The 25,756-nt window shown below is 54.6% G+C and carries 22 protein-coding genes; 7 read left to right on the top strand and 15 right to left on the bottom strand.

What is annotated here, in order from left to right; translation table 11 throughout:
• Positions 1 to 23: 23 nt before the first annotated feature.
• A complete protein-coding gene (locus tag EF096_RS20395; protein ID WP_177412337.1) occupies positions 24 to 971 on the bottom strand; it encodes a hypothetical protein in 948 nt (315 codons plus the stop codon).
• Complete coding sequence (locus tag EF096_RS12150) at positions 962 to 2,164, bottom strand: tyrosine-type recombinase/integrase (protein ID WP_123889897.1); 1,203 nt, start codon at positions 2,162 to 2,164, stop codon at positions 962 to 964. Before EF096_RS12150 ends, EF096_RS20395 begins: the two co-directional genes overlap by 10 nt.
• 118 nt (positions 2,165 to 2,282) lie before the next feature.
• Here EF096_RS12150 and dnaQ point away from each other — a divergent pair, with 118 nt between their 5' ends.
• Positions 2,283 to 3,041, top strand: coding sequence for a DNA polymerase III subunit epsilon (dnaQ, locus tag EF096_RS12145; RefSeq protein ID WP_123889896.1), 759 nt, complete (start codon positions 2,283 to 2,285; stop codon positions 3,039 to 3,041).
• 65 nt (positions 3,042 to 3,106) lie between these two features.
• On the opposite strand, the gene nhaB is transcribed toward dnaQ, so the two are convergent.
• Positions 3,107 to 4,603 (bottom strand): sodium/proton antiporter NhaB, encoded by a 1,497-nt coding sequence (gene nhaB / locus EF096_RS12140; RefSeq protein ID WP_123889895.1) that lies wholly within the window; start codon positions 4,601 to 4,603, stop codon positions 3,107 to 3,109.
• Positions 4,604 to 4,923: 320 nt separating this feature from the next.
• On the opposite strand from nhaB, the gene EF096_RS12135 reads away from it, so the two are divergent.
• From EF096_RS12135 to EF096_RS12120, 4 genes are all read left to right on the top strand, one after another.
• Complete coding sequence (locus EF096_RS12135) at positions 4,924 to 5,736, top strand: crotonase/enoyl-CoA hydratase family protein (protein ID WP_123889894.1); 813 nt, start codon at positions 4,924 to 4,926, stop codon at positions 5,734 to 5,736.
• A gap of 105 nt (positions 5,737 to 5,841) precedes the next feature.
• Positions 5,842 to 7,455, top strand: coding sequence for a ferrous iron transporter B (locus EF096_RS12130; protein ID WP_123889893.1), 1,614 nt, complete (start codon positions 5,842 to 5,844; stop codon positions 7,453 to 7,455).
• Complete coding sequence (nudC, locus tag EF096_RS12125) at positions 7,452 to 8,291, top strand: NAD(+) diphosphatase (protein WP_123889892.1); 840 nt, start codon at positions 7,452 to 7,454, stop codon at positions 8,289 to 8,291. Before EF096_RS12130 ends, nudC begins: the two co-directional genes overlap by 4 nt.
• Before the next feature lie 18 nt (positions 8,292 to 8,309).
• Positions 8,310 to 8,975, top strand: coding sequence for a hypothetical protein (locus tag EF096_RS12120; RefSeq protein WP_123889891.1), 666 nt, complete (start codon positions 8,310 to 8,312; stop codon positions 8,973 to 8,975).
• Positions 8,976 to 9,026: 51 nt separating this feature from the next.
• Here EF096_RS12120 and EF096_RS12115 read toward each other — a convergent pair whose 3' ends face one another.
• The 3 genes from EF096_RS12115 to EF096_RS12105 all read right to left on the bottom strand — a co-directional run bounded on the left by EF096_RS12115 (position 9,027) and on the right by EF096_RS12105 (position 11,112).
• Positions 9,027 to 9,794, bottom strand: coding sequence for an SDR family oxidoreductase (locus EF096_RS12115; protein WP_123889890.1), 768 nt, complete (start codon positions 9,792 to 9,794; stop codon positions 9,027 to 9,029).
• Between the two features lie 237 nt (positions 9,795 to 10,031).
• The gene (locus tag EF096_RS12110; RefSeq protein WP_123889889.1) at positions 10,032 to 10,346 is read right to left on the bottom strand and encodes an SCP2 sterol-binding domain-containing protein; all 315 of its coding nucleotides are present in this window, start codon (positions 10,344 to 10,346) and stop codon (positions 10,032 to 10,034) included.
• Between the two features lie 61 nt (positions 10,347 to 10,407).
• The gene (locus tag EF096_RS12105) at positions 10,408 to 11,112 is read right to left on the bottom strand and encodes a histidine phosphatase family protein (protein ID WP_123889888.1); all 705 of its coding nucleotides are present in this window, start codon (positions 11,110 to 11,112) and stop codon (positions 10,408 to 10,410) included.
• 172 nt (positions 11,113 to 11,284) lie between these two features.
• Between EF096_RS12105 and sohB the strand changes: the two genes are divergently transcribed.
• Positions 11,285 to 12,310, top strand: a complete 1,026-nt coding sequence (gene sohB, locus EF096_RS12100) for a protease SohB (protein ID WP_123889887.1) — start codon at positions 11,285 to 11,287, stop codon at positions 12,308 to 12,310.
• 9 nt (positions 12,311 to 12,319) lie between these two features.
• Entirely contained in the window at positions 12,320 to 13,306 is a 987-nt protein-coding gene (locus EF096_RS12095) for a YhdH/YhfP family quinone oxidoreductase (protein WP_123889886.1), read from the top strand.
• 127 nt (positions 13,307 to 13,433) lie between these two features.
• On the opposite strand, the gene EF096_RS12090 is transcribed toward EF096_RS12095, so the two are convergent.
• The 9 genes from EF096_RS12090 to metH form a co-directional block, all read right to left on the bottom strand.
• Positions 13,434 to 13,859, bottom strand: coding sequence for a hypothetical protein (locus EF096_RS12090; RefSeq protein WP_123889885.1), 426 nt, complete (start codon positions 13,857 to 13,859; stop codon positions 13,434 to 13,436).
• Between the two features lie 20 nt (positions 13,860 to 13,879).
• On the bottom strand, positions 13,880 to 16,150 hold the full coding sequence (locus EF096_RS12085; protein WP_123889884.1) for a protein kinase domain-containing protein: 2,271 nt from the start codon (positions 16,148 to 16,150) through the stop codon (positions 13,880 to 13,882).
• On the bottom strand, positions 16,140 to 16,871 hold the full coding sequence (locus tag EF096_RS12080; RefSeq protein ID WP_123889883.1) for a PP2C family serine/threonine-protein phosphatase: 732 nt from the start codon (positions 16,869 to 16,871) through the stop codon (positions 16,140 to 16,142). The genes EF096_RS12085 and EF096_RS12080 overlap by 11 nt, the downstream gene beginning before the upstream one ends.
• Before the next feature lie 2 nt (positions 16,872 to 16,873).
• Complete coding sequence (locus EF096_RS12075) at positions 16,874 to 17,548, bottom strand: vWA domain-containing protein (protein WP_123889882.1); 675 nt, start codon at positions 17,546 to 17,548, stop codon at positions 16,874 to 16,876.
• A 288-nt stretch (positions 17,549 to 17,836) separates the two neighbouring features.
• Positions 17,837 to 18,334, bottom strand: a complete 498-nt coding sequence (locus EF096_RS12070; protein WP_123889881.1) for a DUF934 domain-containing protein — start codon at positions 18,332 to 18,334, stop codon at positions 17,837 to 17,839.
• Complete coding sequence (locus tag EF096_RS12065; RefSeq protein WP_123889880.1) at positions 18,318 to 19,976, bottom strand: nitrite/sulfite reductase; 1,659 nt, start codon at positions 19,974 to 19,976, stop codon at positions 18,318 to 18,320. The genes EF096_RS12070 and EF096_RS12065 overlap by 17 nt, the downstream gene beginning before the upstream one ends.
• Before the next feature lie 366 nt (positions 19,977 to 20,342).
• Positions 20,343 to 20,573 (bottom strand): DUF2970 domain-containing protein, encoded by a 231-nt coding sequence (locus EF096_RS12060; RefSeq protein ID WP_123889879.1) that lies wholly within the window; start codon positions 20,571 to 20,573, stop codon positions 20,343 to 20,345.
• Positions 20,574 to 20,660: 87 nt separating this feature from the next.
• The gene (locus EF096_RS12055) at positions 20,661 to 21,995 is read right to left on the bottom strand and encodes an MATE family efflux transporter (RefSeq protein ID WP_123889878.1); all 1,335 of its coding nucleotides are present in this window, start codon (positions 21,993 to 21,995) and stop codon (positions 20,661 to 20,663) included.
• A 3-nt stretch (positions 21,996 to 21,998) separates the two neighbouring features.
• Positions 21,999 to 25,691, bottom strand: coding sequence for a methionine synthase (gene metH / locus EF096_RS12050; RefSeq protein WP_123889877.1), 3,693 nt, complete (start codon positions 25,689 to 25,691; stop codon positions 21,999 to 22,001).
• Positions 25,692 to 25,756 lie beyond the last annotated feature (65 nt).

Below are 25,756 nucleotides of genomic sequence, written 5' to 3'. Positions count from 1 at the left end.
GCAAGCTGAGGCCTTGGGCATGACTAACTTGAATGGTGGCACGCTCTGCAACGCTGAGTTCGGAATAAGACATAGGGCAGCACCGTACCGGAAAGGTCAGGTGTTGCACTCAGTTTTTGCCGCCGCCGAGAACCAAGATGTAGTTCAATCATTGCTCGAATCTCTTTGCGGTGAATCTCGAACAAGCTCCACAGATGGCTTGGTAAGGGATGGTGCTCGAACCTACTGTCGCGAAAGCCGGTCTCTGCATTCAAGTCTTTGGCGCCAGGAAAGCTCACTAACGGCCCGGTTAAGCCCGAAATATCACCTTTTGCTGCGATCCTGAAGTCCTTGATCTTCAAATTTGCGAGCTGTACAGGGCGGCGAGCATACTGCATTGACAGTAAAGCTAGTAGGGTTCGGCTGGCTGAGAATTGGCCCTCCTCGTAGTTCCGCCAAACGCTAGCGAGTACCGCTTCGTACTCCTCATCACTCAGCCAGCTTTTTTCAGGATCGTCTGATAGCACGTTCCTATTTTTGTTTCGAGGGATTCGAAGCTTTATGAGCAGTTCTAGTGCCTCATTGCTGATCGCAAGAGGATCTTGTGCTTTCCAAAAAATAAAAAAATTTCTAATTGATTTTATATTGACTGCGACCGTTGGTGATTCTACTGCTTGAGAAATCCATGTTTCGTCAAGCGTCCTCGCGGTGGTGCGTTTCAGTGTTTTGTTAATTGCGTACATTAGGGAAATAATCGCGGTTCTGGTGTAAGAGCCTTTTATTGAGAAAGCAAGGGCCGCTTGCTTGAATGACTCTTTATGGGCAAGGTCTAGTTTAGATAGCCCCTCAGCCATATGCACAGCACCGTACCCAATGTAGCAAAACGCATCCTGCTCCCAAACTACATCTGGTGAGGGCCGTTGTGGTCGCGTCGTTCTTTGAAGTTCGAAATCTGAGTTGGGGTTGTTTTCGTACGGTAGGATCATGGCCATTTTTTTTGCCCTCTGTGCATTGTGTCTGATGCGAGCTCCCTACCGATGTCGTTGACCCTTTCTTGTATGTGCCGTTGGTTGTAGAGCAAAGACATGTTTGAATTGGGTTTCCAGCCCATCAACATTTCTCGCATGGTGCGTTCGGTTTCAAACTCCAATCCCTCTTTGTCCGCCAGCTTGGAAAACCTGTAGTTCCAATCGTGGCGTAGAAGGTGAGGGTGTAACGGTTCCAGCGCGGGAAAGGCTTCCTTCAGTTTGTCCAGCGCAGAGTTGAATCCAGTTTCTGTTACGGGGTTACTTTGAAAGCGTCCGCCGCGGTGGTTCAAAAATAAGAAGTCACTGCCGTCGCTGGGTCGCCATTTATCTCGATAGCGAATAAGTTGCTGCTCTGTCTCAGCTGATATGTTGACGATGCGCCCAAGGGTCTTCGCAACCGGCTGGTGAACCCTTGAGTCGAGCTTGTCGTGGTGGTTGCGCTCGATCCGTAATCTAGCGCTTTCACCGGCGATCGCTTCGACAAAATTTGCTAGCTTTAAACTTAACAATTCGCCACGACGCATGCCTGTCTCATACAGGATTCGCAACATGACGACGTTTCGCATGCGGGGTCCCTGATCGCCTTCTTTTTTAACCCCATTGAGTGGGTTTTTGAATAACTCAAACAGTGCTTGCGTTGTCTCATTCGGTAGTTGCATTACAGAAATGCGCTGCTTGCTGGCTGACGAGGAACCACTCTTACGTGCGACTGCTGATATTAGGGAATGGTGCTGCTCATCGATAGCTGCTTTAACATCTGCTCCTATCTCGCCGATTACTTCACATGCCAGCCATCGCAAGTACCTCGCTGCATATGCAATGTACGTGTTCGCTTTATCGCGACATATGACGTCCCAATCGCGGCCACTTCTGCTACTAACTAGGTGTTTTACCAAGCTGTCGATTTCGAACTGTTGCAGGAATTGTCTGCTTGGGAAACGTAGGGCGAGTCTGATATTTTGTTGAGCCTCCCACTCACACACCCGCTTGACCGCTTCTAGGTGTACTTGCTGCGTTTTATGAGTGGCGCGGGAGCGCACCGAGCGGGCGATGTAACTCGTGGGGTAGTACAATGGAAAGCCACCCTCTTCTGCATCGTAAAGCTGCGAGAAGCGCTCACCATCGTAGGTAACGAAATGTTTAACCTTGTAATTCATGTTTACATTTTAGTCTAGTGTGGTTTTAGTAGAAGTCTAGGTTACATTTCTTATGCGTCAATTTAGAGTTATTTTTATAGATTATCTTTTGTAAATTAGTTGGTTACGAGGTTTTTGCATGGCTATAAGATTACAAAATTCAGGTAACAGGGACGTAGTGCTGGATACTGAAACAACGGGTATCGAACACAAAGAAGGTCACAGGATTATCGAGATCGGCTGCGTTGAGCTGATTGATCGACGCCTAACGGGCCGGCATTACCATGTCTATATCAACCCGCAGCGCGAGATTGATGAGGGTGCGCAGGCGGTTCACGGCATCTCCAGCGAGTTTCTCGCAGACAAACCCCTGTTTGGCGATATCGCAGATGATTTTATGAACTTCATCAGCGGCGCCCGATTGGTGATTCATAATGCCGCCTTTGACGTGGGGTTTATTGATAGCGAACTGGTTCGCCTGAGCAAAGGGCATGGTCTGGTAGCCGAGCATTGCAGTGTGCTGGATACGCTGTTGATGGCGCGGGAAAAGCATCCGGGACAGCGCAACAGTCTGGATGCGCTCTGTAAACGTTACGGGGTAGATAACTCGCAGCGTGACCTGCACGGCGCCTTGCTGGATGCGGAAATTCTGGCTGACGTTTATCTGCTGATGACCGGTGGCCAAACGGCGTTATCACTCGCCGCCAACGGCCAAGGCAATGACGACGGTAGTGATTCGGCGAGCAGTATCCGTCGACTGGACCCGGCAATGCGCGCTGGCTTGCAGGTGCTGCGTGCCAATGCCGATGAGTTGGCAGGACATGAGGAGCGGCTGGCCGCGATAGAAAAGGCAGCTGGGTTCGCGCTGTGGAAAGGCGCCCCAGCAGCCGCCGAGTAATCGCCAAAGCTGTTAGCGTTAGAGCGAGAGGCCAGCGGTTCACACCGCTGGCCTTTTTTGTTGCCTTAGATCCAGAGCGTAACGGCCAGTAGGCCTACACCGCCGAGTACCACGGTGTAAGGCAGTGCCATCACTACCATGCGGCCATAGGACAGGCGTACCAAAGGTGCGATTGCCGAGGTGAGCAGGAATAGGAAAGCGGCCTGCCCATTGGGCGTGGCAACACTGGGCAGGTTGGTGCCGGTGTTGATGGCGATGGCCAGGCGCTCGAACTGCTCGCGGCTGATGGCGCCGCTGTCGAGGCTCTCCTTTACTTCCGATATATAGACAGTTGCAACAAAGACGTTATCGCTGATCATCGATAAAAAGCCGTTGGCCAGGAAGAACATACTTGGCTGGCTCTCTGCCGGTAGCGCGAGTACGGCGTGGATGATTGGGCTGAACAGGTGCTGTTCATGAATCACCGCAACAATGGCGAAGAAGACGATCAGGAGCGAGGTAAACGGCAGAGCCTCTTGAAAGGATTTGCCTATCTGGTGCTCATCGATGATGCCATTGAAGGAGGTGATAAGAATAATCACCATCAGGCCAATGAAACCGACCTCGGCCAAATGCAGTGCCAAACCTGCCACCAGTAATAGTGCTGCCAGTGCTTGAACCATCAGCGCGGCTTTTTGTGGCGCCTTGCGTTTGAGCTGCTCGGCAGTCGCAAACTCTTCCAGTACATGACGCACTGGCCTGGGCAGGCGAGCACCATAGCCAAACCAGCCCGTCTTCTCCAGTATCAGGCAGGTAAGCAGTCCAGCGACCAGTACCGGCATGCTGACTGGGGCCATTAAGACGAAGAACTCAATGAAGTCCCAGCCAGCGACCCCGGCAATCAGCAGATTCTGTGGTTCGCCAACGAGTGTGCAGACACCACCCAGGGCGGTGCCGACAGCGCCATGCATCAGCAGGCTGCGCAGGAAGGCGCGAAACTCTTCAAGGTGCTCTCGGTGCAGTGGGTCCTCGACCGGAGTGCCGTCCTGACTATCGGTACCTGCCCCTGCGGAGGCGACCTTGTGATAAACACCATAAAAGCCCACAGCAACGCTGATAATGACCGCTGTTACCGTCAAGGCATCCAAAAAAGCTGACAGCACTGCTGCGACCAGGCTGAACATCAAGCCCAGCAGGGATTTGGAGCGTACGCCGAGAATCAACTTGGTGAAGGTCAGTAGAAGCAGATCCTTCATGAAGTAGATGCCGGCGACCATAAACATCAGTAGCAATATCACCGGGAAGTTGGTCAGCACTTCTTTGTAAAGCGCTTCAGGCGAGGTCATGCCGATCAACAGCGCTTCCATTGCCAGCAATCCGCCGGGCAGCAGCGGATAGCACTTGAGCGCCATGGCCAGAGTGAAAATAAATTCCAGTACCAGTACCCAACCGGTTATATAGGGGCCAAACAACCAGAGAAAGGCGGGGTTAAGTAGTAGGAAGGCGACTATGGTGCGCTTGTACCAGTTGGGAGCCTGGCCTAGAAAGTTTTGCCCTAATGCCGGCAGCATGGCGTCAGACATGGTGAGGTTCCTGTCATGTGTTAAGGAGAAAAAGCAGATTCAGGGTACGCTGCCTTATTCTTGGTCTTCCTTGCGTTCAGGGCAATGTGGCATGGCGCCACCCACCCATCAGGCTGGGCGATACTACCGGAATAGGTTTAGTAATAAAGTAGTTCAAGGAACAAGCTATACGAATTTTCAGTACCTTGGGCCATATTCTTCATTGATTGGTTATGGTGTTCTGCTTTTAGCTTGATATAGTCATACAAATGAAAAGGTCGGTAGTGCAGGGCATTAACCGACACAGTGACGATTCTGTTGACATAAAAAGAAGGTCAAGTATGCCTGAATTCAAGACATTGCTGGTGGAGCAGACCGGCAAAGTGGCCCATATCCGTATTAACCGTCCAGAAAAGATCAACGCGATGAATCGCGATTTTTGGGCTGAGATGATTGAGGTCTTCGGCTGGGTTGATGAAACCGACAGTATTCGTTGCGCCGTTATATCGGGTGAGGGTAAACACTTTTCCGCCGGTATTGATTTGACCATGCTGGGTGAAGCTGCGACGCAGATGGATAAGGATATCGCCCGCAAGGCAGAGGCTATACGCCGTCATGTTTTGCACCTGCAGCACTCCTTTAACGTCATTGATCAATGCCGCAAGCCGGTTCTGGCCGCTGTGCATGGTTATTGCATCGGTGGTGCAATCGACCTGATTACCGCCTGTGATATGCGCTATTCGACCGAGGATGCACACTTTTCGATCAAGGAAATCGACATGGGCATGGCTGCCGATGTGGGTACCTTGCAACGCTTGCCCCGTGTGATTGGTGATGGCATGGTTCGGGAAATGGCCTATACCGGTCGCCCTGTCTATGGTGTTGAAGCTGCCCGTATTGGTTTGGTGAACCGCACTTTTGCTGATCACCAAGCGCTGATTGCTGGTGTCATGGATGTGGCTCAGAGTATTGCCGCTAAGTCGCCTGTGGCCATTCGAGGCACAAAAGAAATGATTCGTTTCGGTCGAGACCACAGTGTTGAGGACGGTCTCAATTACATTGCAACATGGAACGCCGCAATGCTGCAGTCGGAAGACATGAAGATTGCGATGGCCGCACACATGAGCAAGCAAACGCCAGAGTTTGCTGACTAAGCGGCTTCGGGCCCACGCAGGGATGGTTGGAGACTGAATGCTATGTTAAGCGGTACCACGTCACTAGATCTTGTTAGGGATGAGCTCTTCACCAGTATGGGTGAGGTGGAAAATCTGCTTCAGCAGTTTCTGGATGATCGTCAGAACGGCAACCTCTTGCAGCAATCAATAGAAGGGCTGCAGCAACTGCGCGGCACCCTGGCGCTGATTGAGCTTAAAGGCGCAGCCGAGTTGCTTGACGAGATGGTCGCGCTGGCGACTGATATTCCAACGCATGATGGTGATGAGCGTAACGAGCCCTTATCGGCTCTCTGTGACGCTTTGTTCCTGCTCGAACGCTATCTCGATCAGGCGCGGCAAAGTGGCCGCGAACGGCCTGAGCTGCTGTTGCCAACGATCAATCAGTTGCGTGCGCACCGCCCCGGGGTTCCGGCGTTACCACAAAGCCACTTTTATCCCTTGCCGGTGGCAGGCCTGCCGGCAAATCTCCGTTCTGGAAGCAAAGGGTCTATCGAACCCAAGGCGTTTAATCGCTTGCGCCAAATGTACCAGATGGGCCTGCTGAGCCTTATCCGTGATGATGCGCCCGCTGCTGCGACGCCGCTGATGCAGAGAGCACTACAACGCTTTGAAAGCTGCCTGAGTGCGCCCGTGGCAACGCTTTGCTGGGTTGCGGGTGCCGCTTTGGAGGCCATCGAGCAAACCCCGCTTGAGCTGTCTGCGCCGCGTAAGCGACTGTTTTCAATGCTGGACCGTGAGATTAAGCGCGATGCGCAGGGTGCGTCTGATGGCGTCAATGCGGCATTGCTGCACGAGCTTCTCTATCTGGTAGCTCTGGCGGACGGTAATTGCTCGCGCAGTCAGGAGGTCGCTGAAGCTTATCAATTGCCTGATCCGGGCTTTACCGAGCTGGAAATTCAAAACGCCTTCGGTCGTCTGCGCGGTCCAGGCGTTGACGTAATGCACTCGGTGGCAGAGGCGCTGCGTGAAGAAATAACCGCAATAAAAGATTTGCTGGATTTGCTCGCACGTAATGCAGGTGATGCAGATCATTCGCTCGAGATGCTTGCTACCGGGTTGGAGCGGCTCTGGAAAACCCTTGGAATGCTGGATTTGCAGGTGGAATCCAAAGCCATTCAAGTGGTCTGTGGGCAGATCGCAGGCTGGAATAGTGATAGTCCGCAGTCGTTGGATGCACTTGAACAGGTCGCTGATGCGGTATTGCGCGCAGAAACCGCCGTCAATTACCTGGATTCGCAGGGTGATGAGGGTGAGGCTCGAATGAACGCAACCGGTGGCGTCAGCGAGCCGCTGGAGCTTAAAGAAGCGCGTATTGTGCTGATTGAAGAGTCGCAGGCCGGGTTGGCATTGGCCAAGCGGTCTATCACGGCTTACATGGAATCCGGTAACGACGCGATGCATTTGCTTAATGTGCCACCCTCTCTGGAGACAGTGCGCGGCGGGTTGGTGTTTTTAGGTATGGGGCGCGCAGCCAGTATCATCCAGATGGCGGCCAGCTTTATTCGCGAAACCATGCTTGAGCGTAAGCAGGTACCCCAGGATCAGCAGCTTGAAGTCTTGGCGGATGCGCTTACCAGTATCGAGTTTTATTTAGAGTCGGCTGAGCGCGCGGCGGTCGCCACGGGCGATGTACTGACGCTGGCGGAAGAGAGTCTGGCTGAATTGGGTTATGCAGTTTCGGGGTCAACAGTGGAATGAGATCTTTTCGTCAGTTTGAGCCTGCGGTCAGCTTTGAACACATTGGTGCTTCTGAAGCACTGGTAGTCGTGATTTATCAAAACCAGTTCGCCATGTACGACGGCAGTTTGCTGCACGAGATGGATCAGGCGATCTATTTTGGCGATAGCGCGCATCGTTTGAAGTTGGGCCTGATCGATGGTCGACGTTGTGAGTTGCTTTACCTGAGTGCAAGCATGGATATGCCGGGTTTGAGTTGGCATGGCCTGCGCACCCTGATTGGTCAGGTTGATGATCAGCTATTTCAGTTGTTGGGTTTTTCGCAGCAATTGAATGCCTGGTACAGGTCCCATCAATTCTGCGGTAGTTGTGGCCAAGCCATGCAGCTGCGCAGCGACGAGCGCGCAATGGAGTGCTTGTCCTGCGAGCGTCGTGAGTACCCTAAAATTGCGCCCTGTATTATCGTTTTGATCACTCAGGGTGATCAGGTTTTGTTGGCGCGTTCGCCGCACTTTCCTCCGGGCTTCTTCAGTACGCTGGCTGGCTTTATCGAGCCGGGCGAATCGGCTGAGCACTGTCTGCACCGTGAGGTGAAGGAGGAGGTCAATCTGGAAGTGACCAATCTTCGTTATCTTGGCAGTCAGAATTGGCCGTTTCCTAACTCTCTGATGTTGGGTTTTCATGCTGAGTACCTCAGCGGTGACATAGTGCCGCAGCCGGGGGAAATTGAAGAAGCGCATTGGTGGTCTGTGGACGATCTGCCGAGTATTCCGCCACGTGGCACTATTTCGCGTTGGCTGATCGACTGTTATCTCGCGCAGCGGGAGGGCCGAGAAGCTCCTCCTGTTCCGGTCTGAGCAAACCATGGAGTGGGTATGCAATATCTTGGCTTGGCGATTCTTGTAGGATGTATTGCGGCGCTATTGGCGTTACTTGCGCTACGTTTCGGCTGGCGTTTCGGCTGGCTGCTTGGTTGGCTCAAGGGCAACCTGTTGTTGGCTTTGCTGGCTGTATCAGTTGTTCTCGGGCTCGCTGCTTGGGACCTGCAAAGCTTTGCAGAAATAGAGCCCAAGGCTGCAACCGTTGGTACCTTGAGTTTCAGCAAGGTAGGTAATCAGCAATATGAAGCGGTGCTCGCCAGTGCCCAGGGTAACCAAACTCTGCGTATTGCCGGAGATTTGTGGGAGCTTGAAGTAGAGGTCTTGCGCTGGCATGGGTTGCCAGCGGCTCTGGGGCTGGTTGATGGTTATCGCCTGCATCGCTTGCTTGGGCGCTATCTTGCTTTGGAGCAGGAGCGTGACAGCAGTGATGCCATGGGCAGCGCTTTGCTTCCAAATTTACATGCTACGCCACCATGGCGTGATCTCTGGGCCTGGATTGACCGGATTGAGGCGCACAGCGCAATTGAAGCCGATGCCTTCGAGGTGCGTTTTATTCCGTTGGTAGATGGTGCGCGCTTCTCGCTGGAGATGGGGCCCACCGGTTTGACGCCAGTTCCGCTTAACCCGGCCGCCACGGCCGCCATGATGCGCTTCCAATAAAAAAAGCCGCCTGAGTAAGGCGGCTTTTTTCTTGCTGCTATTGCTGGCTGTTTACGCCAGCATGCCGCCATCGACATTGATTGCGGTGCCGGTGGTGTAACTGGATGCATCGCTCACCAGGTACAGTACGGTGCCCGCCATTTCTGAAGGGTCGGCAGCGCGGCGCAGAGGGATACGCTGCAGCGCATTTTTCAGGATGGCGTCGTTGGTGGTAAGGGCCGAGGCAAACTTGGTATCAGTCAATCCTGGCAGCAAGGCGTTACAACGAATACCGAACTGCGCGCACTCCTTGGCAAAGACCTTGGTCTGGTTGATTACCGCCGCTTTGGTGATGGAGTAGATACCTTGCATCTCGCCAGGCACCAGACCATTTACCGAGGCTACGTTGAGGATAGCGCCGCCGCCATTTTCGCGCATCAGCTTGCCGGCTTCGACTGACATAAAGAAGTAGCCGCGAATGTTAACGTCTACTGTCTTCTGGAAAGCCGAGAGGTCGGTATCCAGTACATTGCCGAAATAGGGGTTTGTTGCGGCGTTGTTGACCAGGATGTCCAGCTTGCCGAACTGTTCGCGAATGGCTGCCACGGTAGCGATAATCTGTTCCATCTCACCAATATGGCAGGCCATTGCGCTTGCTTTACCGCCAGCGGCGGTGATGGCGTCTGCGACTGCCTGGCAGCCGTCGATTTTGCGGCTGGAGACAATCACGTGAGCGCCCTGTTGAGCGAGTAGCTTGGCAATGGCCTCGCCGATGCCGCGGCTGGCGCCGGTTACCAGAGCAACCTTGCCGTCGAGGTCAAATAATTGGGTCTTTTGCATGGAGTGATCCTTGTTGTGTGTTGGCAATTGCAGCCTTTCAATCGAATTCCTGCCATTAGTTCAACGATGCAGGTGTTGATGCAATGGCCTAATCTAATTCAGCCAACAGTGCATGAACAAGGCTGGCGAGCTTTAATCAGAATGCGTGTTGCAATCCCATGGGTGCGGTCTATGAGGGTAATTATGTGGCCATAAAAAAACCGGAGACCAGGCTCCGGTTTTTTTATGAGCCTCGGCTCAAGCTGGGAAGAGTTCACCCAGTTTGAGTGCCAGCATCATGTCGCCTTCGGCGCGCAGCTTGCCAGACATGAACGCCTGCATGCCGTCGGTCTCACCGGACATCACGCCGATCAGGGTTTCTTTGTCCATGATCAGTGTCACGTTCGGGTCACCGGCATTGCCTTGGGCAACGGCGCAGGTGCCGTCTTTTACCGTGACGTTGAAATTTTCGTCGTCTGTAATGTCAAATTGAAAAACCAGATCCAGACCGGCAGCAGCGTCTGAATTGAACTTGGTTTCCATCTTGTTGGTAATTTCTGCAACGCTAGTCATCTGTCGTTCCTTTACTGGGTGGTTAGGTTGGTACATATAACATGTAAATATGCTTGCCGGGTTATCGGTAGCTAACCCAGTCGGCCCTCTGGTGGACATCAAGGTGTGCCTGGCTATTAAACGCAGCCAGGCTCAATTTGTCCTTACGGTATTGTAGTCGGCTTACAGAGGTATTCACTATTTGCCAGTTCAGCTCAAAAGCACTGGTAGCCGGCATCTGCGTGATCAGTTGCAGGGCGGCTGTGATAGTGCCGCCCGAAGTAAAGATGGCGATGTTCTGACCGCGGGTCGTGTGGGCGGCTATGACTCTTTGCAGCCCGCTGCGCACCTGCTCGACAAATTCCGACCAAGGCGGGCAGTCTGTGCTGCCACTTTCATCGGTAATCCATAGGGTGATGGCGCTACTGAAGACCCGTTGAAATTCCTTGCGGTACTGCCCAGCGTTCTTGATATAGAACTCGGCTTCAGGAAGCTGAGCAATGATCTTGGGCAGATAGGTTGCCACGACCTGGTCGGAGTGATATTCGTTGAAAGCTGCATCAATAGATATGGATCTATCGCTCTGCTGCATCGCCGCCAGAGTATGGCGGCCGGTATCTATCTGGCGCTGCATCTCACCCGCGTAGCAATGGTCAAAGTTGAGGCCTTGCTGCTGGTAGAACTCACCACACAGACGCGACTGCTGAACGCCTAATGGAGAGAGCACGTCATAGTTGGCCGCACCGAGCGATGCCTGGCCGTGCCGAATAAGGTAGATACTGCCCACAAAGTTACGCCTTTTTGCGAATCTGCACTGAGGTTAGGATGAGAGTGATAAGGCTGTCAACCAGAAATCATACAAGCGTTTGAATTTGCCGTGATCCGGCATATTCTCAGCCTGTTTGCATCCTGTATGCTAGAGCGCGAAAGCCAATGGCGCACTGACCCTGGAGATAATTGTGGAATGGTTTGATCAGTATTTTTTCTTTCTTGCCAAAGCCCTTACGGTGCTGGTTGTAGTGGTGTTCATCGTGCTGGTAATTGCTGCCAGCAAAGGTCGCTCCAAGCGCAGTGAAGGCACCCTGAGTGTGGTCCGGGTAAATGATAGATTCAGCCGAATGGCTGAGCGCCTGGAAGAAGTGGTCCTGAGCAAGGGCGCACTCAAGGCACAGGCAAAGCAGCGCAAGCAGCAAGCGAAAAAAAAGGCGAAGGCAACTGACGATGATGCCAAGGGTCGCTTGTATGTGCTTAACTTTGATGGCGACATCAAAGCCAGTGCGCTTGAGCATTTGCGTCACGAGGTGACTGCGGTGCTGGGGCTGGCGCGGCCACAGGATGAAATCCTGGTGCGCCTGGAAAGCGGCGGCGGCATGGTTCACGCGTATGGTCTTGCCGCCTCACAGTTGGTGCGTATTCGGGACGCGGGTATCCCGCTGACGATCGCGGTAGACAAGGTTGCAGCCAGTGGTGGTTACATGATGGCCTGTATTGCCGACCGGATACTGGTAGCGCCGTTTGCGATGTTGGGGTCGATTGGGGTCGTAGCGCAATTGCCCAACTTTAATCGACTGTTGAAAAAGCACGATGTTGATTTCGAGATGCTTACCGCTGGCGAATACAAGCGCACATTGACTGTGTTTGGTGAGAACAACGACAAGGCAAGGGAAAAGTTTCAGGAGGATCTGGAAAATATCCATCAACTGTTCAAACGCTTTGTTTCTCGCTATCGCCCATCTCTGGATATTGAGGCGGTAGCCACGGGTGAGGTTTGGTTTGGTACCGAGGCGTTGGACCACAAGCTGGCAGATGAAGTTAAAACCAGCGATCAGTACTTAAGTGAGCGCGTTAGTGAAGCCGATGTATTCGAGCTCAATTACGAGCAGCGTAAGCGTCTGCAAGATCGGCTGTCCGGCGGTATGGCGAAGGCGGCTGACAAGTTACTGCTGACCTGGGTTTCGCGTTTAAACAATCAACGATTCTGGTAGGAGCCGATTATGTCCGAATTCAAAGCCCTGGTCGTCAGCGAAGAGGCTGGCAACTATGTTTCTTCGGTGACGGATCGCCACATTGATGATTTGCCCGAAGGCGAGGTGCTGATCCGAGTGCATTACTCGTCACTTAATTACAAAGATGCACTTTCAGCGTCGGGCAATAAGGGCGTTTCACGCAACTTCCCGCATACCCCCGGTATTGACGCGGCAGGTGTCGTAGAGGCCAGTTCAGTCGCGGAGCTGAGCGCCGGTGACGAGGTCATCCTGACCGGTTACGACCTGGGTATGAATACGGCGGGCGGTTTTGGGCAATATATTCGTGTGCCCGCTGCCTGGGTATTGAAGCGGCCCGAGGGGCTATCGCTGCGCGAAAGTATGATACTCGGTACAGCAGGCCTCACAGCCGCACTCTGTGTCGATAAATTGGAGCAGGCGGGGCTTAGCCCCGATCAGGGCCCTGTGCTGGTCACAGGCGCTACTGGAGGCGTTGGTAGTATCGCGGTCGCATTGCTTGCCAGCCTTGGCTATGAGGTGGCAGCTGCGACCGGTAAATCGCTGAAAGCCGACTTTCTGACCCAGCTGGGCGCCAAGCACATTGTTGATCGCACTACATTGGAAGCCGGCAAGGAAAAGCCGATGCTGAAGGAGCAATGGGCTGGTGCGGTAGACACCGTCGGCGGTGAGATTCTGTTTAACGTGGTCAAGTCGCTCCGCTACGGTGGCAGTGTCGCTTGCTGTGGGTTGACTGCCGGTGGCCAGTTTCAGGGCAGCGTCTTTCCTTTCATCTTGCGCAACGTAAACCTGCTGGGGATCGACTCGGTCGAGCAGCCGTTGGTGGTTAAAGCGTCCATGTGGGATCGACTTTCGGTACAGTGGAAGCTGGATTTGAGCCAACTGGTCAGCGAGATTACGCTGGCTGAGTTGCCAGCCGAGATTGAACGCATTCTAGGCGGCAAAATGGTTGGCAGGACGCTGGTCAATCTGACTTGACTGTTACTCTGTCGCTGGCACATAAAAAACCCGCTTAGGCGGGTTTTTTATGTTTGCTCGGCTCATCTTATCCGTCAGTCGCGCTTTACTATCCTGCGCAAGTCTGCGCGCTGCTTTGGTCAGATACTCAAGGCGTCGTTGTGAAAGGTTGCGATGCGGCGTTGTCAGTCTCTATCGCAGATTCTGCCTGGAGGATTGCAAAAACCCGTATGTCCACGGATTGCTCCAGCATTTTGGCGTTGTCGTAGTATTTAAACCATCCCATGACCGCGTATTTGCCGTTGGTCGACATGCGAATACTCGGATAGGCTGCTTTCAGGCTTGTCCTAAAGGTCTGAGTGGCCGAGGTCAGGCGCGTCAGCACTTCGGGAGAGTCTCCGGTAATATCGAAGAGATAACTGCTGCTGTATAACCAGCCCTGGTACTCGGATGCTTCCAGACCAGTGAGCAAGCGGGTGCCGTCAGGACTCAACTGCAGTTCCTGGTGAACCTGACCTTCGGCCCTGATTTTTCTGCCGATCAGCGCCATACCCAAGCCGTTGAGTAACTCCATCTGTTTAGGGCGCCTGATCTTTATCTTGCGCTACCTTTGCGTCCTTGCCACTCAATGCGTTGTCTTAGTTGCCACTTTCCTTGATCGTCACGCTTCCAGACGCTGATGGCTGGGTATCCGAGGGCAACCGTGACTTTTTGGTTCAGCCAGCTGTAATCGGTACTGTTATTTTCAGGTTGCTGATATTCACTGACCGCTAAGGTTTGCCCATCGAGGCTAAGTGTCTGATAGGAGCCTAGTAATTCGGTACCGGCTGCCCGCGCCCTTTCCGCGAAGCTTTCATCCAGATCAAATTCGCTGTCGTTGCGGGTAAGCTCCAGTAGCACGGCTTCAAAGTCGACGCCAAAGCGTTTTTGTTTGGATAGGCCGACCATTATTGTGCCGGCCTCTGCACCCACGGACAAAGAGTCGATGACGAATTCGGCGTAGGTGTCAGGCAAGTCGAGGAGGGCGATCGGGCTACTCGGTTGATCGACCCCATACACAGCAATCTGACTGGCGCTGGCGAGGACCATGAAGTCACCCTTTGGGCTCAATTGGTAACGCCAGGGAGGGAAACCCTCAAATGCACTCATGCTTTGCCATTCAGGCAGTTCATAGTTAACCGAGGCGTCTGTGGGTGAAAGACGCTGTAGCAAATCACAGTTTCTAGGCCCGCACTGCGGTAAATAAATACCCTCGCGGCCCTTGCGTGGATCCGCCTGCCAGAAGCTCAGGCCATAAGCTGCAGAAAGTGATGTATAGGTTGCGTGTTGGGCTAGCCTGGAGTCAGTGGCGTCAAAACTTGCCAAGTTTACCTGAGTCTCAGCCAGACCTAAAAAATCCGAATTGCGCGGGTTGCCGGTAAGCACCGCAACTGATTCAGGCTGTTCGAAAGCACCAAAGTGGTAAAAGGGAATTGGCTCAAGCTCTATTTCAGGCCCGCTTCTGGCATATCGGGCGCCCGGGCCCTCGGCGTACGGTGCGGAAACGCGGGCGATATGGATAGGGTTTGATTCTGGTGCAAGGGCTTTCCATGCCAGGGATCGAGGATCAACGGGTGCGGGTTCGGGAGGCGCGGTAAAGGCTGGGGAGTAACTGGATTTACTTGAGCTATTGTCGTGCGCCAAGAGGGCGATCAACAGAGCGCCTACTATGGTGATAAATATCCAGGTTCCGGCGCCAGCAAAGCCGGGGGTTGCAGCCGGTCTGGGTGGCCGCTGCGTTATGGCAGGTGTGACTGGCGGCGCGACGGGGCGGGGCCTGGCTCGATTTGAGCGCGTTCTTTTACGTGGTGGTGTAGCGACTTTTACCCGAGTTTTGCCCCTTGCGCAGTGTGGGCATTGGGAGCCCCAATAGCTGTGCTGTTCGTCTTGCGTGCAGCGTTTCAGCCTTGTTTTAGCCTCCTGCAAAAGCGCTGCCCAGTCGTGAGCCGAAGGGCGCTTGCCCTCGCTGAAGCTGCGATCAAAGGTTTCGCGCAGAATGCGCGGCAGGTCCTGATGGATGCTCCAAGGCGAAGGTGCCAGATCCGTGTGAGATTTCAGGCCATAGGGATAAAAACCGCCGGCGATTCGATTCTGATTGTCACTGGGGATATCGCGGTTGCGCTTAGGCACGCCCTGGTAGGGGTGCAAACCGCCGTTGAGCAGGCTGAACACTATGACCGCCAGCGCAAAAGCATCCTGGGGTTCGCGCAGCTCTTGCGGCGTCTTGCGGGAGCGAAAGGCTTCGGGGGCGATAAAGCCCGCGGTAAATTGGTTGGCTGGAAAGTAGTGGGTATCCCCTTTAATCGCGAAACCATCGCAATCGACTACTGCGACATCTGCGCTGCGCCGGTGCACCAGTAGATTGGCCGGTTTGAGATCGATGATGCAATGCCCCCTGGCATGCAGCTCGGCAACCCGTTTGGCTAGATTGATCGCGACGTCCAGCCGCCAGGCGCTGGCTTCGGGCAGCGACTGCATTTTGCGGCCGCGCGCGCTGAGCACCAGGTCCAGTGATACGTAGCTGGCGATCGGCAAGAGCGGCATGGCAAGGCCGGCGAATGTGCCGCGTGAGTTCAATATCAGCGCCGTGGGCCAGGCAAAATGCTCGCTGTGGGCATCCTCTGGCGGGTGCTGAATCATCTGCCAGACCTTGTTCCGGCGAGTCTGGTCTTTTTTCTGCTCGTGATAAAACTTGAGGGCGGTCTTGCCGTCCGGCGCGCGGTAGATGACGCCCGCAGCGCCGCGATTAAGCGCTTTGCCGGAGAGGTTTAGCGATTGTGTTCGGCCATCGACAAATTCGAGGGTGAAGCGTCCCTTATGGGGCACGGTGCAACCACACCAGGGTCTTGTCGTCAGTGGTGATGCGATGGCTGCGCGGATCGTTCAAAGTGCCTAGCAGGGCTTCTTCAGCCTGAGTCTGATAGGTGGTGCGCAGATAGTTGTGTATTGGCTGCAGAAAATTGAGTTCGGGCCGCCAAGGACTATTCTTGGCGGCAAAGCTGGCCGCGCCGTCGCTCATCAGAAACCAGGAACGATACTGTGCAGGGGCACAGAAAACGCGCAGGTGCTGGCGCCAGCCGGGCAGAGTAAAGAAATAGGTGGTTTCTACGAAGGCGCCGTTTTCAGGCTCGCTTACCAGATAATCGCTCCAGTCATCGGGATTGATACCAAAGATAAGTCCGTCCCCCAGATGAAAAACCAGAGTGCCATGTGCTGTCAGGACAACACCGCATAAGGTGGCATGGTAGTCAGCCAACTCACCCTCACTGCTGAGTTTGTTTCTGGCTATTTGAATGGCGTCTTCAACCTGCGCCTGGGCAGTTGGATCGCTTACCAGACCCTCAATGTTACGAGACAGTTGCTGCGCTACCTGGCGGGCGAGGGTGCGCGCACCTATCTCGGATTTCGCTGCAGAGCCGGCACCGTCGCAAACGCAGGCTACAGAGCCATGAACCCGGTCTACTATCTCAAACGCGTCCTGGCAGGGTTGCTCGCGTTCAGTGTGCGAGGTGCCGGTAGCGCATGCACCGACCGATTGAAATCGCATGATCAGATCTCTACAGCTGCCCAGGAGTCAGTGTCGGGTAAGCGCACTTTATCGCCCGGAACGCTAGCAGAAACGGTCGACATGCTGCGGCTCAGCCAGATGAATAGCTCGCGAAATTGCAGGCCCTTGAGTTTCTTCGGGGTCTTGTTGGAAAACTGTCCGAGGGCATCAAAATTCGCGCCCTCTGTTCCAATCGGGAAAACGACCACGCGTTTGTCTGCTTCTTCCTGGCGGCAGCGGGACGCAGCTTCTTCCCAGCCAAAATCGTTAGGGGAGCCATCGGATATCATGATCACCCAAGGGCGGGTGCTTGATATGCCGTTCGCGTCGTACACGGCTTTTTGGCTGCGTACTTCGTCCAATGCGACATCCATGCCCTGGCCAAGTGGGGTCATGCCGCTGGCCTGGATGCTAGGTGGCTGAAAATCGATAGCATCAGTCCAGGGCTGCAGAATCAGCACGTCTTCATGGCCGCCGACGGCAATCACCATTACCTGGACGCGCAGCGCTGCTAGCTCGTCATTTTTCAATTCATCGGCAAAGACTTCCAGGCCCGCGTTGAGCTGTGCGAGGGGCTCACCAGCCATCGAACCTGAAGCATCGAGGACAAGAACACAGGGCGTGCGTTGGTTGGTGTTGTCGATGAACTCGACGCCAGGAATCGTGGAGTGGGACATGCTCTTTGTCCTTTGCGGTAAACGAAATGCAGAGTGAGTAAGTTAGTGCGTGGGGATACTAGCCAATCGGTTGAGGCATTGTAAGCCTATGGAGTAGTTGGCTACAGGGAATGCCAAATCGATCATGCTTCAAGTCTTGTGGAATAGACGCAGGGCTGCCGGGAAGGGGATGACATCGGGCGCGAGAGGCAAGTGGACGTCAGCAAGCCAGTTAGTCAGGAATCAGGGGGGCAGTGTGGGTTGGCTAAACTGAAAAGACCGGGCCGGGAAGGATCCCGGCCCGGCAGATCAGGCGCGGCGTCGAAACAGCGGTAGCGGCTGATCGGTGGCGCTCTGGTAGGTATTGGAAAAGTCGTTGAAGCTTTCCAGTGCTTCTTCCGGGTTACGGTCGGCGCGCAATGCAAAGGCGTCGAAACCGCAGCGCCGCATGAAGAAGAGCTGGTCACGCAGTACATCACCGATGGCTCGAACTTCGCCTGGGTACTGGTAGCGATCTCGCAACAGACGCGCGTTGGAGTAGCTGCGGCCATCACTGAAGACGGGGAAGTTGAGGGCCACGACCTGGAAATACTGCAAATCCTCGGCAATTGCTTCGACCTGTTCATCGCTATCCAGCCAGACCCCCAGTCCGCCATCACGAGCCTTGAGGGCGTGCGCGTGTTCGAGCCACAAACCCAATGGCACTATAAGGTCGTCACTATTAGACAAGCCGTCAAGGGTGGCGTCTTTGTCCAGTAGGTGCCAGGTCTCGTCGATGATCTCGCCGTTCTTAATTAGCCGCTGCATAAACGCGCTCCTTGAAAGGTGCCATGCCGATACGTTGGAAGGTATCGAGGAACAGTTCTTCGGGGGTACGGTTTTCGACGTAAACGTCGATCACCTTGCTGACGACCTTCGGCATTTCATCTGCGGCGAAAGATGGCCCGAGAATCTGTCCGATGGACGCATCGCGGCCGCTGTTGCCGCCCAGCGATACCTGATAAAACTCCTGACCTTTTTTATCTACACCCAGCACACCAATGTGGCCGACGTGGTGGTGGCCGCAGGCGTTCATGCAGCCAGAGATGTTCAGGTCGAGGTCGCCGATGTCGTGCAGGTAGTCAAGATCATCGAAGGTGCGCTGTATGGCTTCGGCAATGGGGATCGACTTGGCGTTGGCCAAGGCGCAGAAGTCACCACCGGGGCAGCAGATGATATCCGTCAACAGGCCAACGTTTGGCGTCGCAAAGCCCATTTCCTTGCACTCTTGCCACAAGGCATACAGGTCACTTTGACGCACATCGGCGAGTACCAGATTCTGCTGGTGGGTTACGCGCAGTTCGGCAAAGCTGTAACGCTCCGCCAGGTCTGCTGCGGCTTCCATCTGCTTGTCTGTTGCATCACCTGGCGCCACGGCGGTTGGCTTCAAGGACAATGTGACGGCAGCGTAACCAGGCACTTTATGTGCCTGCAGGTTGCGCATGGCCCAGTTGTTGAAGCCTTTCTCGCTATCACGCTTGGCCAGGTAGTCCGCGTCGTCGCCGCTAAACTGCTGGTAGTCCGGTGCCGTAAAGTGCTTGGCAACGCGCTGAACTTCCTGCTCGGTCAAGGTGGTTTCATTGTCTTTCGTATGCGCCCACTCGGCATTCACCTTTTCCGCAAATACCGCAGGCGTCAGCGCTTTGACCAGAATCTTGATACGCGCCTTGTACTTGTTGTCTCGACGGCCATAGCGGTTATACACACGCAGGATGGCATCAAGATAGGTCAACAGGTGCTGCCAGGGCAGAAAGTCGCAAATCTGCGAGCCGACGATGGGCGTGCGGCCCAAGCCACCGCCAACCAGTACGCGGAAACCGATATCGCCGGCTTCGTTCTTGATCACGTTCAAGCCGATGTCATGCACGCCGATGGCTGCACGATCATGCTCTGCGCCATTGACGGCGATCTTGAACTTGCGTGGCAGGAAGGCGAACTCGGGATGAAAGGTAGACCACTGGCGAATGATCTCGCACCACGGGCGCGGATCTACCAGTTCGTCGGCAGCAACGCCGGCAAACTGATCAGTCGTAGTGTTGCGAATGCAGTTGCCGCTGGTTTGAATGGCGTGCATCTGGACTTCAGCCAGGTGCGCCAGAATGTCGGGCACATCTTCGAGTGCAGGCCAGTTGAACTGAACGTTCTGGCGCGTGCTGAAGTGGGCGTAGCCTTTGTCATACTGGCGGGCAATAAAGGCCAGTTTGCGCATCTGCTTGGCAGAGATGTGGCCATAGGGAATGGCAACGCGCAGCATAGGCGCGTAGCGCTGTACATATAAGCCGTTCTGCAAGCGCAGTGGCAGAAATTCGTTTTCGCTTAACTCGCCAGCCAAATAGCGTTGCGTCTGGCCGCGGAACTGCTTTACGCGGTCCTCAACGAGTTGCTGATCATATTCGTCGTAGATATACATGCAGAAACCTGTGCTTGGAGCGCTGTTGGCCCCTTAACTAGTTGTGTCCCATCAGGCTAGGGCGGGCAGACAATAGCAGTTTTTGAATATGCACAAAAGGAATGTTTATCTATATCTTTAGATTGTTTTTGCACATGCAACGCACTGCTTGTGGCGCCTGCGGTAATGGTCTTAACTGAGGTTACCCGCTATGTTGGGGTAGACAAAATAATAATAGAGGATATCAATTCCATGACCGAGCATGACGTGCAAAGTGAGACTCAGCAGGACAGTCGACTGGACGCTTTTGCGGCCATCACGCTGATTTTTCTGGCTGTTGCGGTAGCGGTATTTTGGGTGAGTGGTCAGTAGCATTCCTTGTGGCGATCAGTTTACTCCTGATAGCTTCAAAACCAGCTTAACCACGCCGAGCACAATCAGTACAAAGAGTGCGGTAAAGCCTAGGCCCAGCATGATGAAGTGGCTGGGCTTGCCTTGGCTGAAATCGCGCTCGCGAGCTTTATTGCTCTGTACGCCCAATGCTGCGGCTAATACGCTCATCAAGGTGTCACGAAAGCGCATCGGGCTGGGGCTTTGCTGTTCTTGTTTTTCGCTCATTATTGTCTGCCCTTGTTATCAGTTGCTTGTGACTTGCAGCGTAGTTGCTAAGCAGCGGTTGGTCCAAGGGTAAGGGAGGTGTTGGCGCTAGACTCTAATGTTTACCCAGCCACGTCGGCGCCACATGATGGCAAAGATGATTGAGGTCATGCAGCGATATAACGTCTGCAGCAACCAGACAGCCAGCAGGCCACCGCCCAGCAGCGGGCCAATAACGTAGGCGCAAGGCAAGAACAGCAGCCACTGACTGCCCAGGTTAACGCTCATCACCGTACGACTTGCGCCAGCGCCGAGTAGAGCCTGAGTTAATACAAGGGCTGTGGCATCCAGGCTCATGCCAATGCCGGTGATGCGCAGTGGCCACTCGCCCAGTGCAATCAGTTGCGGATCCTGAGTGAAAATACTCAGGACCAGATGCGGCGCGAGCCAGAAGGGTATGCCCATCAGGAACAGTGACACTATGGCGACCCGCACCACATCCCAGCCCCAGCGGTAGGCGTCGTCTGGTTTGCGTGCGCCGAGGCTATGGCTGACCAATGTGGTGGCGGCCATGCCCAGACCGACGCCGGGCAGTATCAGAAACAGTGCCAGGTTAATCAATACATGAGCTACTGCGAGCTCGTCGGTGCCAATCTGCGCAATAATCCAGAACAGCATGGTGATGCCTGAGGCAAAGAAGAACTGCTGTAAGGAGTTTGGTGTGGCCAATCTCAGCATGGCGCTGATGCCCTTCCAGCGGGGGCGGGCACGGAGAAAACCGTGCTCTCGACCTGCGTGCCAGGTCACCAGGAAATAGAGCGCTGCGCCGAATAGCATGGCGATTGCAGTGCCTAGTCCTGAGCCCTCTGCACCCAATTCAGGCATGCCGAAGCGACCAAAGATTAGCCCGTAGCTAATGAATACGTTTGCCAGGTGCATGACGATCAAAATCTGCAGGTACATGCCGGAGCGATGTATGCCGTTCCAGTAACCGCGAAAGGCAAAATTGAATCCGACGGCAACGATGGCGAGGGTGCGCCATTGGAAGTAGCTGGCGCCAATGCCAATAACGGCGGGATCATCCGCCAGGAGGTGGATGATGTTACCAGCTTGGGTCCAGCACAGCAGGGTGAGCGGTAGTGCAATGAGCAACGCGATCAACAGGCCTTCGTTCAGCGGACCGGCGATCAGGTCGGTACTGCCTTCGCCTTTGCGCCTGGCGACCATCGCTTGCACCCCGGCACCCAGGCCCATGACCAAAGCGACGGCCATAAAGTTGGCATAGCTGCCAAGCCCGACACCGGCGAGCGCCTGACTGCCCAGACTGCCCACCATGGCGGCGTCAACCAGATTTAAAACACTTTGGCTGAGCATCCCGCCCATAATGGGCAAGCCGAGGATGCCGATACTTTTTAGGCGGCTCGCATCTGGAAGCAGTGCCATTGATTAGGTGTCGTAGCTGAGATTGGGTGCCAGCCAGCGTTCAACTGTTTCTTGACTATCGCCCTTGCGAGCGGCGTATGACTCAACCTGGTCGCGCGTAATTTTGCCCACAGCGAAGTACTGGCTTTGCGGGTGTGCGAAGTACCAGCCGCTGACTGCCGCTGCTGGGAACATGGCAAAGTGCTCGGTAAGCGTCACGCCGGACTCGCCCTGCGGGTCGAGCAGCTTGAATAGCGTCGCTTTTTCGGTGTGGTCGGGACAGGCTGGGTAGCCGGGAGCAGGGCGTATGCCTTGATATTTCTCACGGATCAGGTCGTTATTTTGCAGCGCCTCGTCAGGGGCATAGCCCCAGTGTTTGCGGCGTACTTCCTGATGCAACCATTCAGCACAAGCTTCCGCCAGACGGTCAGCCAGTGCTTTGACCATAATCGAGTTGTAGTCGTCACCCTTGTCCTGATAAGCCTTGGCGACTTCTTCTGCGCCGATCCCGGCGGTGGTAATAAAGCCGCCCACGTAGTCGGTTTTGCCACTGTCTTTAGGGGCGACAAAATCAGCTAGTGAAAAGTTGGGCTTAGCGTCTGGCTTGATAGTTTGCTGACGCAAATGATGCAGTGTTGCCATTGGCTCGCCAGCGTCATCGTAGAGCTCAATGTCATCATGGTTGACCTGATTGGCTGGCCAGAAGCCAAACACTGCGCGAGCGGTGATGGATTGGTTGTCGATAAGTTGCTTGAGCATGGCCTGGGCGTCGGCGAACAGGGATCGCGCAGCTTCGCCGACAATCTCGTCGTCAAGAATGCGCGGGTATTTGCCAGCCAGATCCCAGGATATGAAGAAGGGCGTCCAGTCGATGTACTCTGCCAATACGTTGAGATCGATCTTGTCGAGTACCTGCACTCCTTTTACCTGCGGCGCAGGCGGCTGGTAGCTTTGCCAGTCCAGTTTTGGAGCCTGCTCGACTGCCTGCGCATAGCTCAGATAGCTGGTGCGTGCGCTGCGGTTGGCTGTGCGCTCGCGCACCACGGCGTAGTCTTCACGAATCTGCTTGATGTAGTTCGGCTTGAGTTCTTTGGACAGCAATGTGGTCGCAACGCCGACTGCGCGTGAGGCGTCTGTGACATAAATCACGGCATCATTCTGGTATTTCGGCTCAATCTTGACCGCAGTGTGGGCTTTGGAGGTGGTGGCGCCGCCAATCATCAGCGGTAGATAAAAGTCTCGCCGTTGCATTTCGCGGGCGACATGTACCATCTCGTCCAATGATGGGGTGATCAGGCCGGACAGGCCGATGATGTCGCATTTCTCGTCGATGGCCGTTTGCAGGATCTTGTCCGCCGGTACCATCACGCCCAGGTCAACAATGTCGTAGCCGTTACAGCCCAGCACTACGCCGACAATGTTTTTGCCGATGTCATGGACGTCGCCCTTGACCGTGGCCATCAGGATTTTACCTTTGGCTTCCGGCGTATCGCCCTTTTCCTCTTCAATGAAGGGGATCAGGTGAGCAACCGCCTGTTTCATGACGCGGGCAGACTTGACCACTTGTGGCAGGAACATCTTGCCGGAGCCAAACAGGTCGCCGACCACGTTCATGCCAGCCATCAGCGGGCCTTCGATTACCTCGATCGGGCGCTTGCTTTGTTGGCGGGCTTCTTCGGTATCCTCAACGATCCATGCGGTAATGCCCTTGACCAGCGAGTGCGAAAGGCGAGCGTTGACTTCCCAGTTACGCCATTCCTCGGTTTCCGCTTCTTTAACGCTGCCGTCGCCTTTGTACTTATCGGCGATCTCCAGCAGGGCTTCGGTGCCGTTGTCGGTCCGGTTGAGTACTACATCCTCAACGCAGTCGCGCAGTTCGGCTGGAATCTGATCATAGATTTCCAGCTGACCGGCATTGACGATGCCCATCGACAGCCCGTTCTTGATTGCGTGGAACAAAAAGACCGAGTGGATGGCTTCACGCACCGGGTTGTTGCCACGGAAGGAAAAGGAGACGTTGGAAACGCCGCCGGACGTCAGTGCATGGGGCAGGTTGTCCCGGATATAGGCACAGGCATTGATGAAATCAACGGCATAGTTGTTGTGCTCTTCAATACCGGTAGCAATCGCGAAGATGTTTGGGTCAAAGATGATGTCTTCTGGCGGAAAGCCGACTTCGTTGACCAGAATGTCATAGGAGCGCTGACAAATTTCCTTCTTGCGCGCTTCGGTATCGGCTTGGCCCTTTTCATCAAAGGCCATCACTACCACAGCAGCACCATAGCGCTTGCACAGATGAGCCTGTGCCTTGAACGCATCAACGCCTTCCTTCATAGAAATCGAGTTGACGATACCTTTACCCTGTATGCACTTCAGGCCTGCTTCGATGACCTCCCACTTTGACGAGTCAATCATGATGGGTACGCGCGAGATGTCAGGCTCGCCAGCGATCAGATTGAGGAAAGTGACCATGGCCAACTTGGAGTCGAGCATGCCCTCGTCCATGTTGATGTCGATGATCTGGGCGCCGGCTTCGACTTGCTGCAGCGCGACCTCCAGTGCCTCGGTGTAGTTGTCTTCGCGGATTAACCGGGCGAAACGTGCAGAGCCAGTAATATTGGTGCGCTCGCCGACATTGACGAAGAGTGAGCTGCGGTCAATGGTGAATGGCTCTAGACCAGACAGGCGGCATGCTTTGGGAATGTCGGGAATGGCGCGTGGCGGGTATTTGGCGACGGCTTCGGCAATTGCCTGAATGTGCCCAGGCGTGGTACCGCAGCAGCCACCAACGATGTTTAGAAAACCGGCGGCGGCAAACTCCTCGACCACTACGGCCATCTCTTCTGGCGTCTCATCGTACTCGCCAAACTCATTTGGCAAGCCGGCATTGGGGTGAGCCGAGGTATAAGTGCCGGCCTTGTTGGATAGCTCTTCCAGGTAGGGACGCAAGTCCTTCGCGCCGAGTGCGCAGTTGAGACCGACAGAGATAGGCTTGGCGTGACTGACTGAGTTCCAGAAGGCCTCGGTGGTCTGGCCAGAGAGCGTCCGGCCGGAGGCGTCGGTGATGGTGCCGGAAATCATGATTGGCAGTTCTACGCCGACGTCTTCAAATACCTGTTGCACGGCAAAGATAGCGGCCTTGGCATTGAGCGTATCGAAGATAGTTTCGATCAGGATCAGGTCTGCGCCGCCTTCGATCAGGCCACGAGTTGACTCAACATAGTTTTCAACCAGTTGATCAAAGCTGATATTGCGATAACCCGGGTTGTTTACGTCCGGTGAAATCGAGCAGGTACGGCTGGTCGGGCCGAGTACGCCGGCGACGAAGCGCGGGCGGTCAGGGGTTTCCAGTGTCTTTTCATCGCACACACGGCGAGCGAGGCGGGCGCCTTCAAGGTTCAACTCGTAGGACAGTTCCTGCATGCCGTAGTCGGCCTGAGAAACGCGAGTGGAGTTAAAGGTGTTGGTCTCGATAATATCGGCGCCAGCATCCAGATACGCCTTTTCCATGGCGCCAATGGCATCAGGGCGAGTGAGCACCAGGAGATCGTTATTACCTTTGAGATCGCTGGGCCAGTCGGCAAAACGCTCGCCGCGAAAATCGCTTTCCTCAAGCTGGTAGGCCTGAATCATGGTACCCATACCGCCGTCGAGGATCAAAATGCGCTGTTGCAGAGCCTGATGAAGAGCGGTCAAGCGAGCGGTACGGTCAGACATGGGTACTCCAAAGTTACACGCCGAAAAGCCGGCTATGATAGCACGCGCGTCAAAAACTCTGAATT

The sequence above is a fragment of the Pseudomonas neustonica genome, assembly GCF_003797945.1.
GTDB classification, from domain to species: domain Bacteria; phylum Pseudomonadota; class Gammaproteobacteria; order Pseudomonadales; family Pseudomonadaceae; genus Halopseudomonas; species Halopseudomonas neustonica.
Note: the sequence above shows the minus strand (reverse complement) of the source record. Positions and strands in the feature narration are given on the sequence as shown.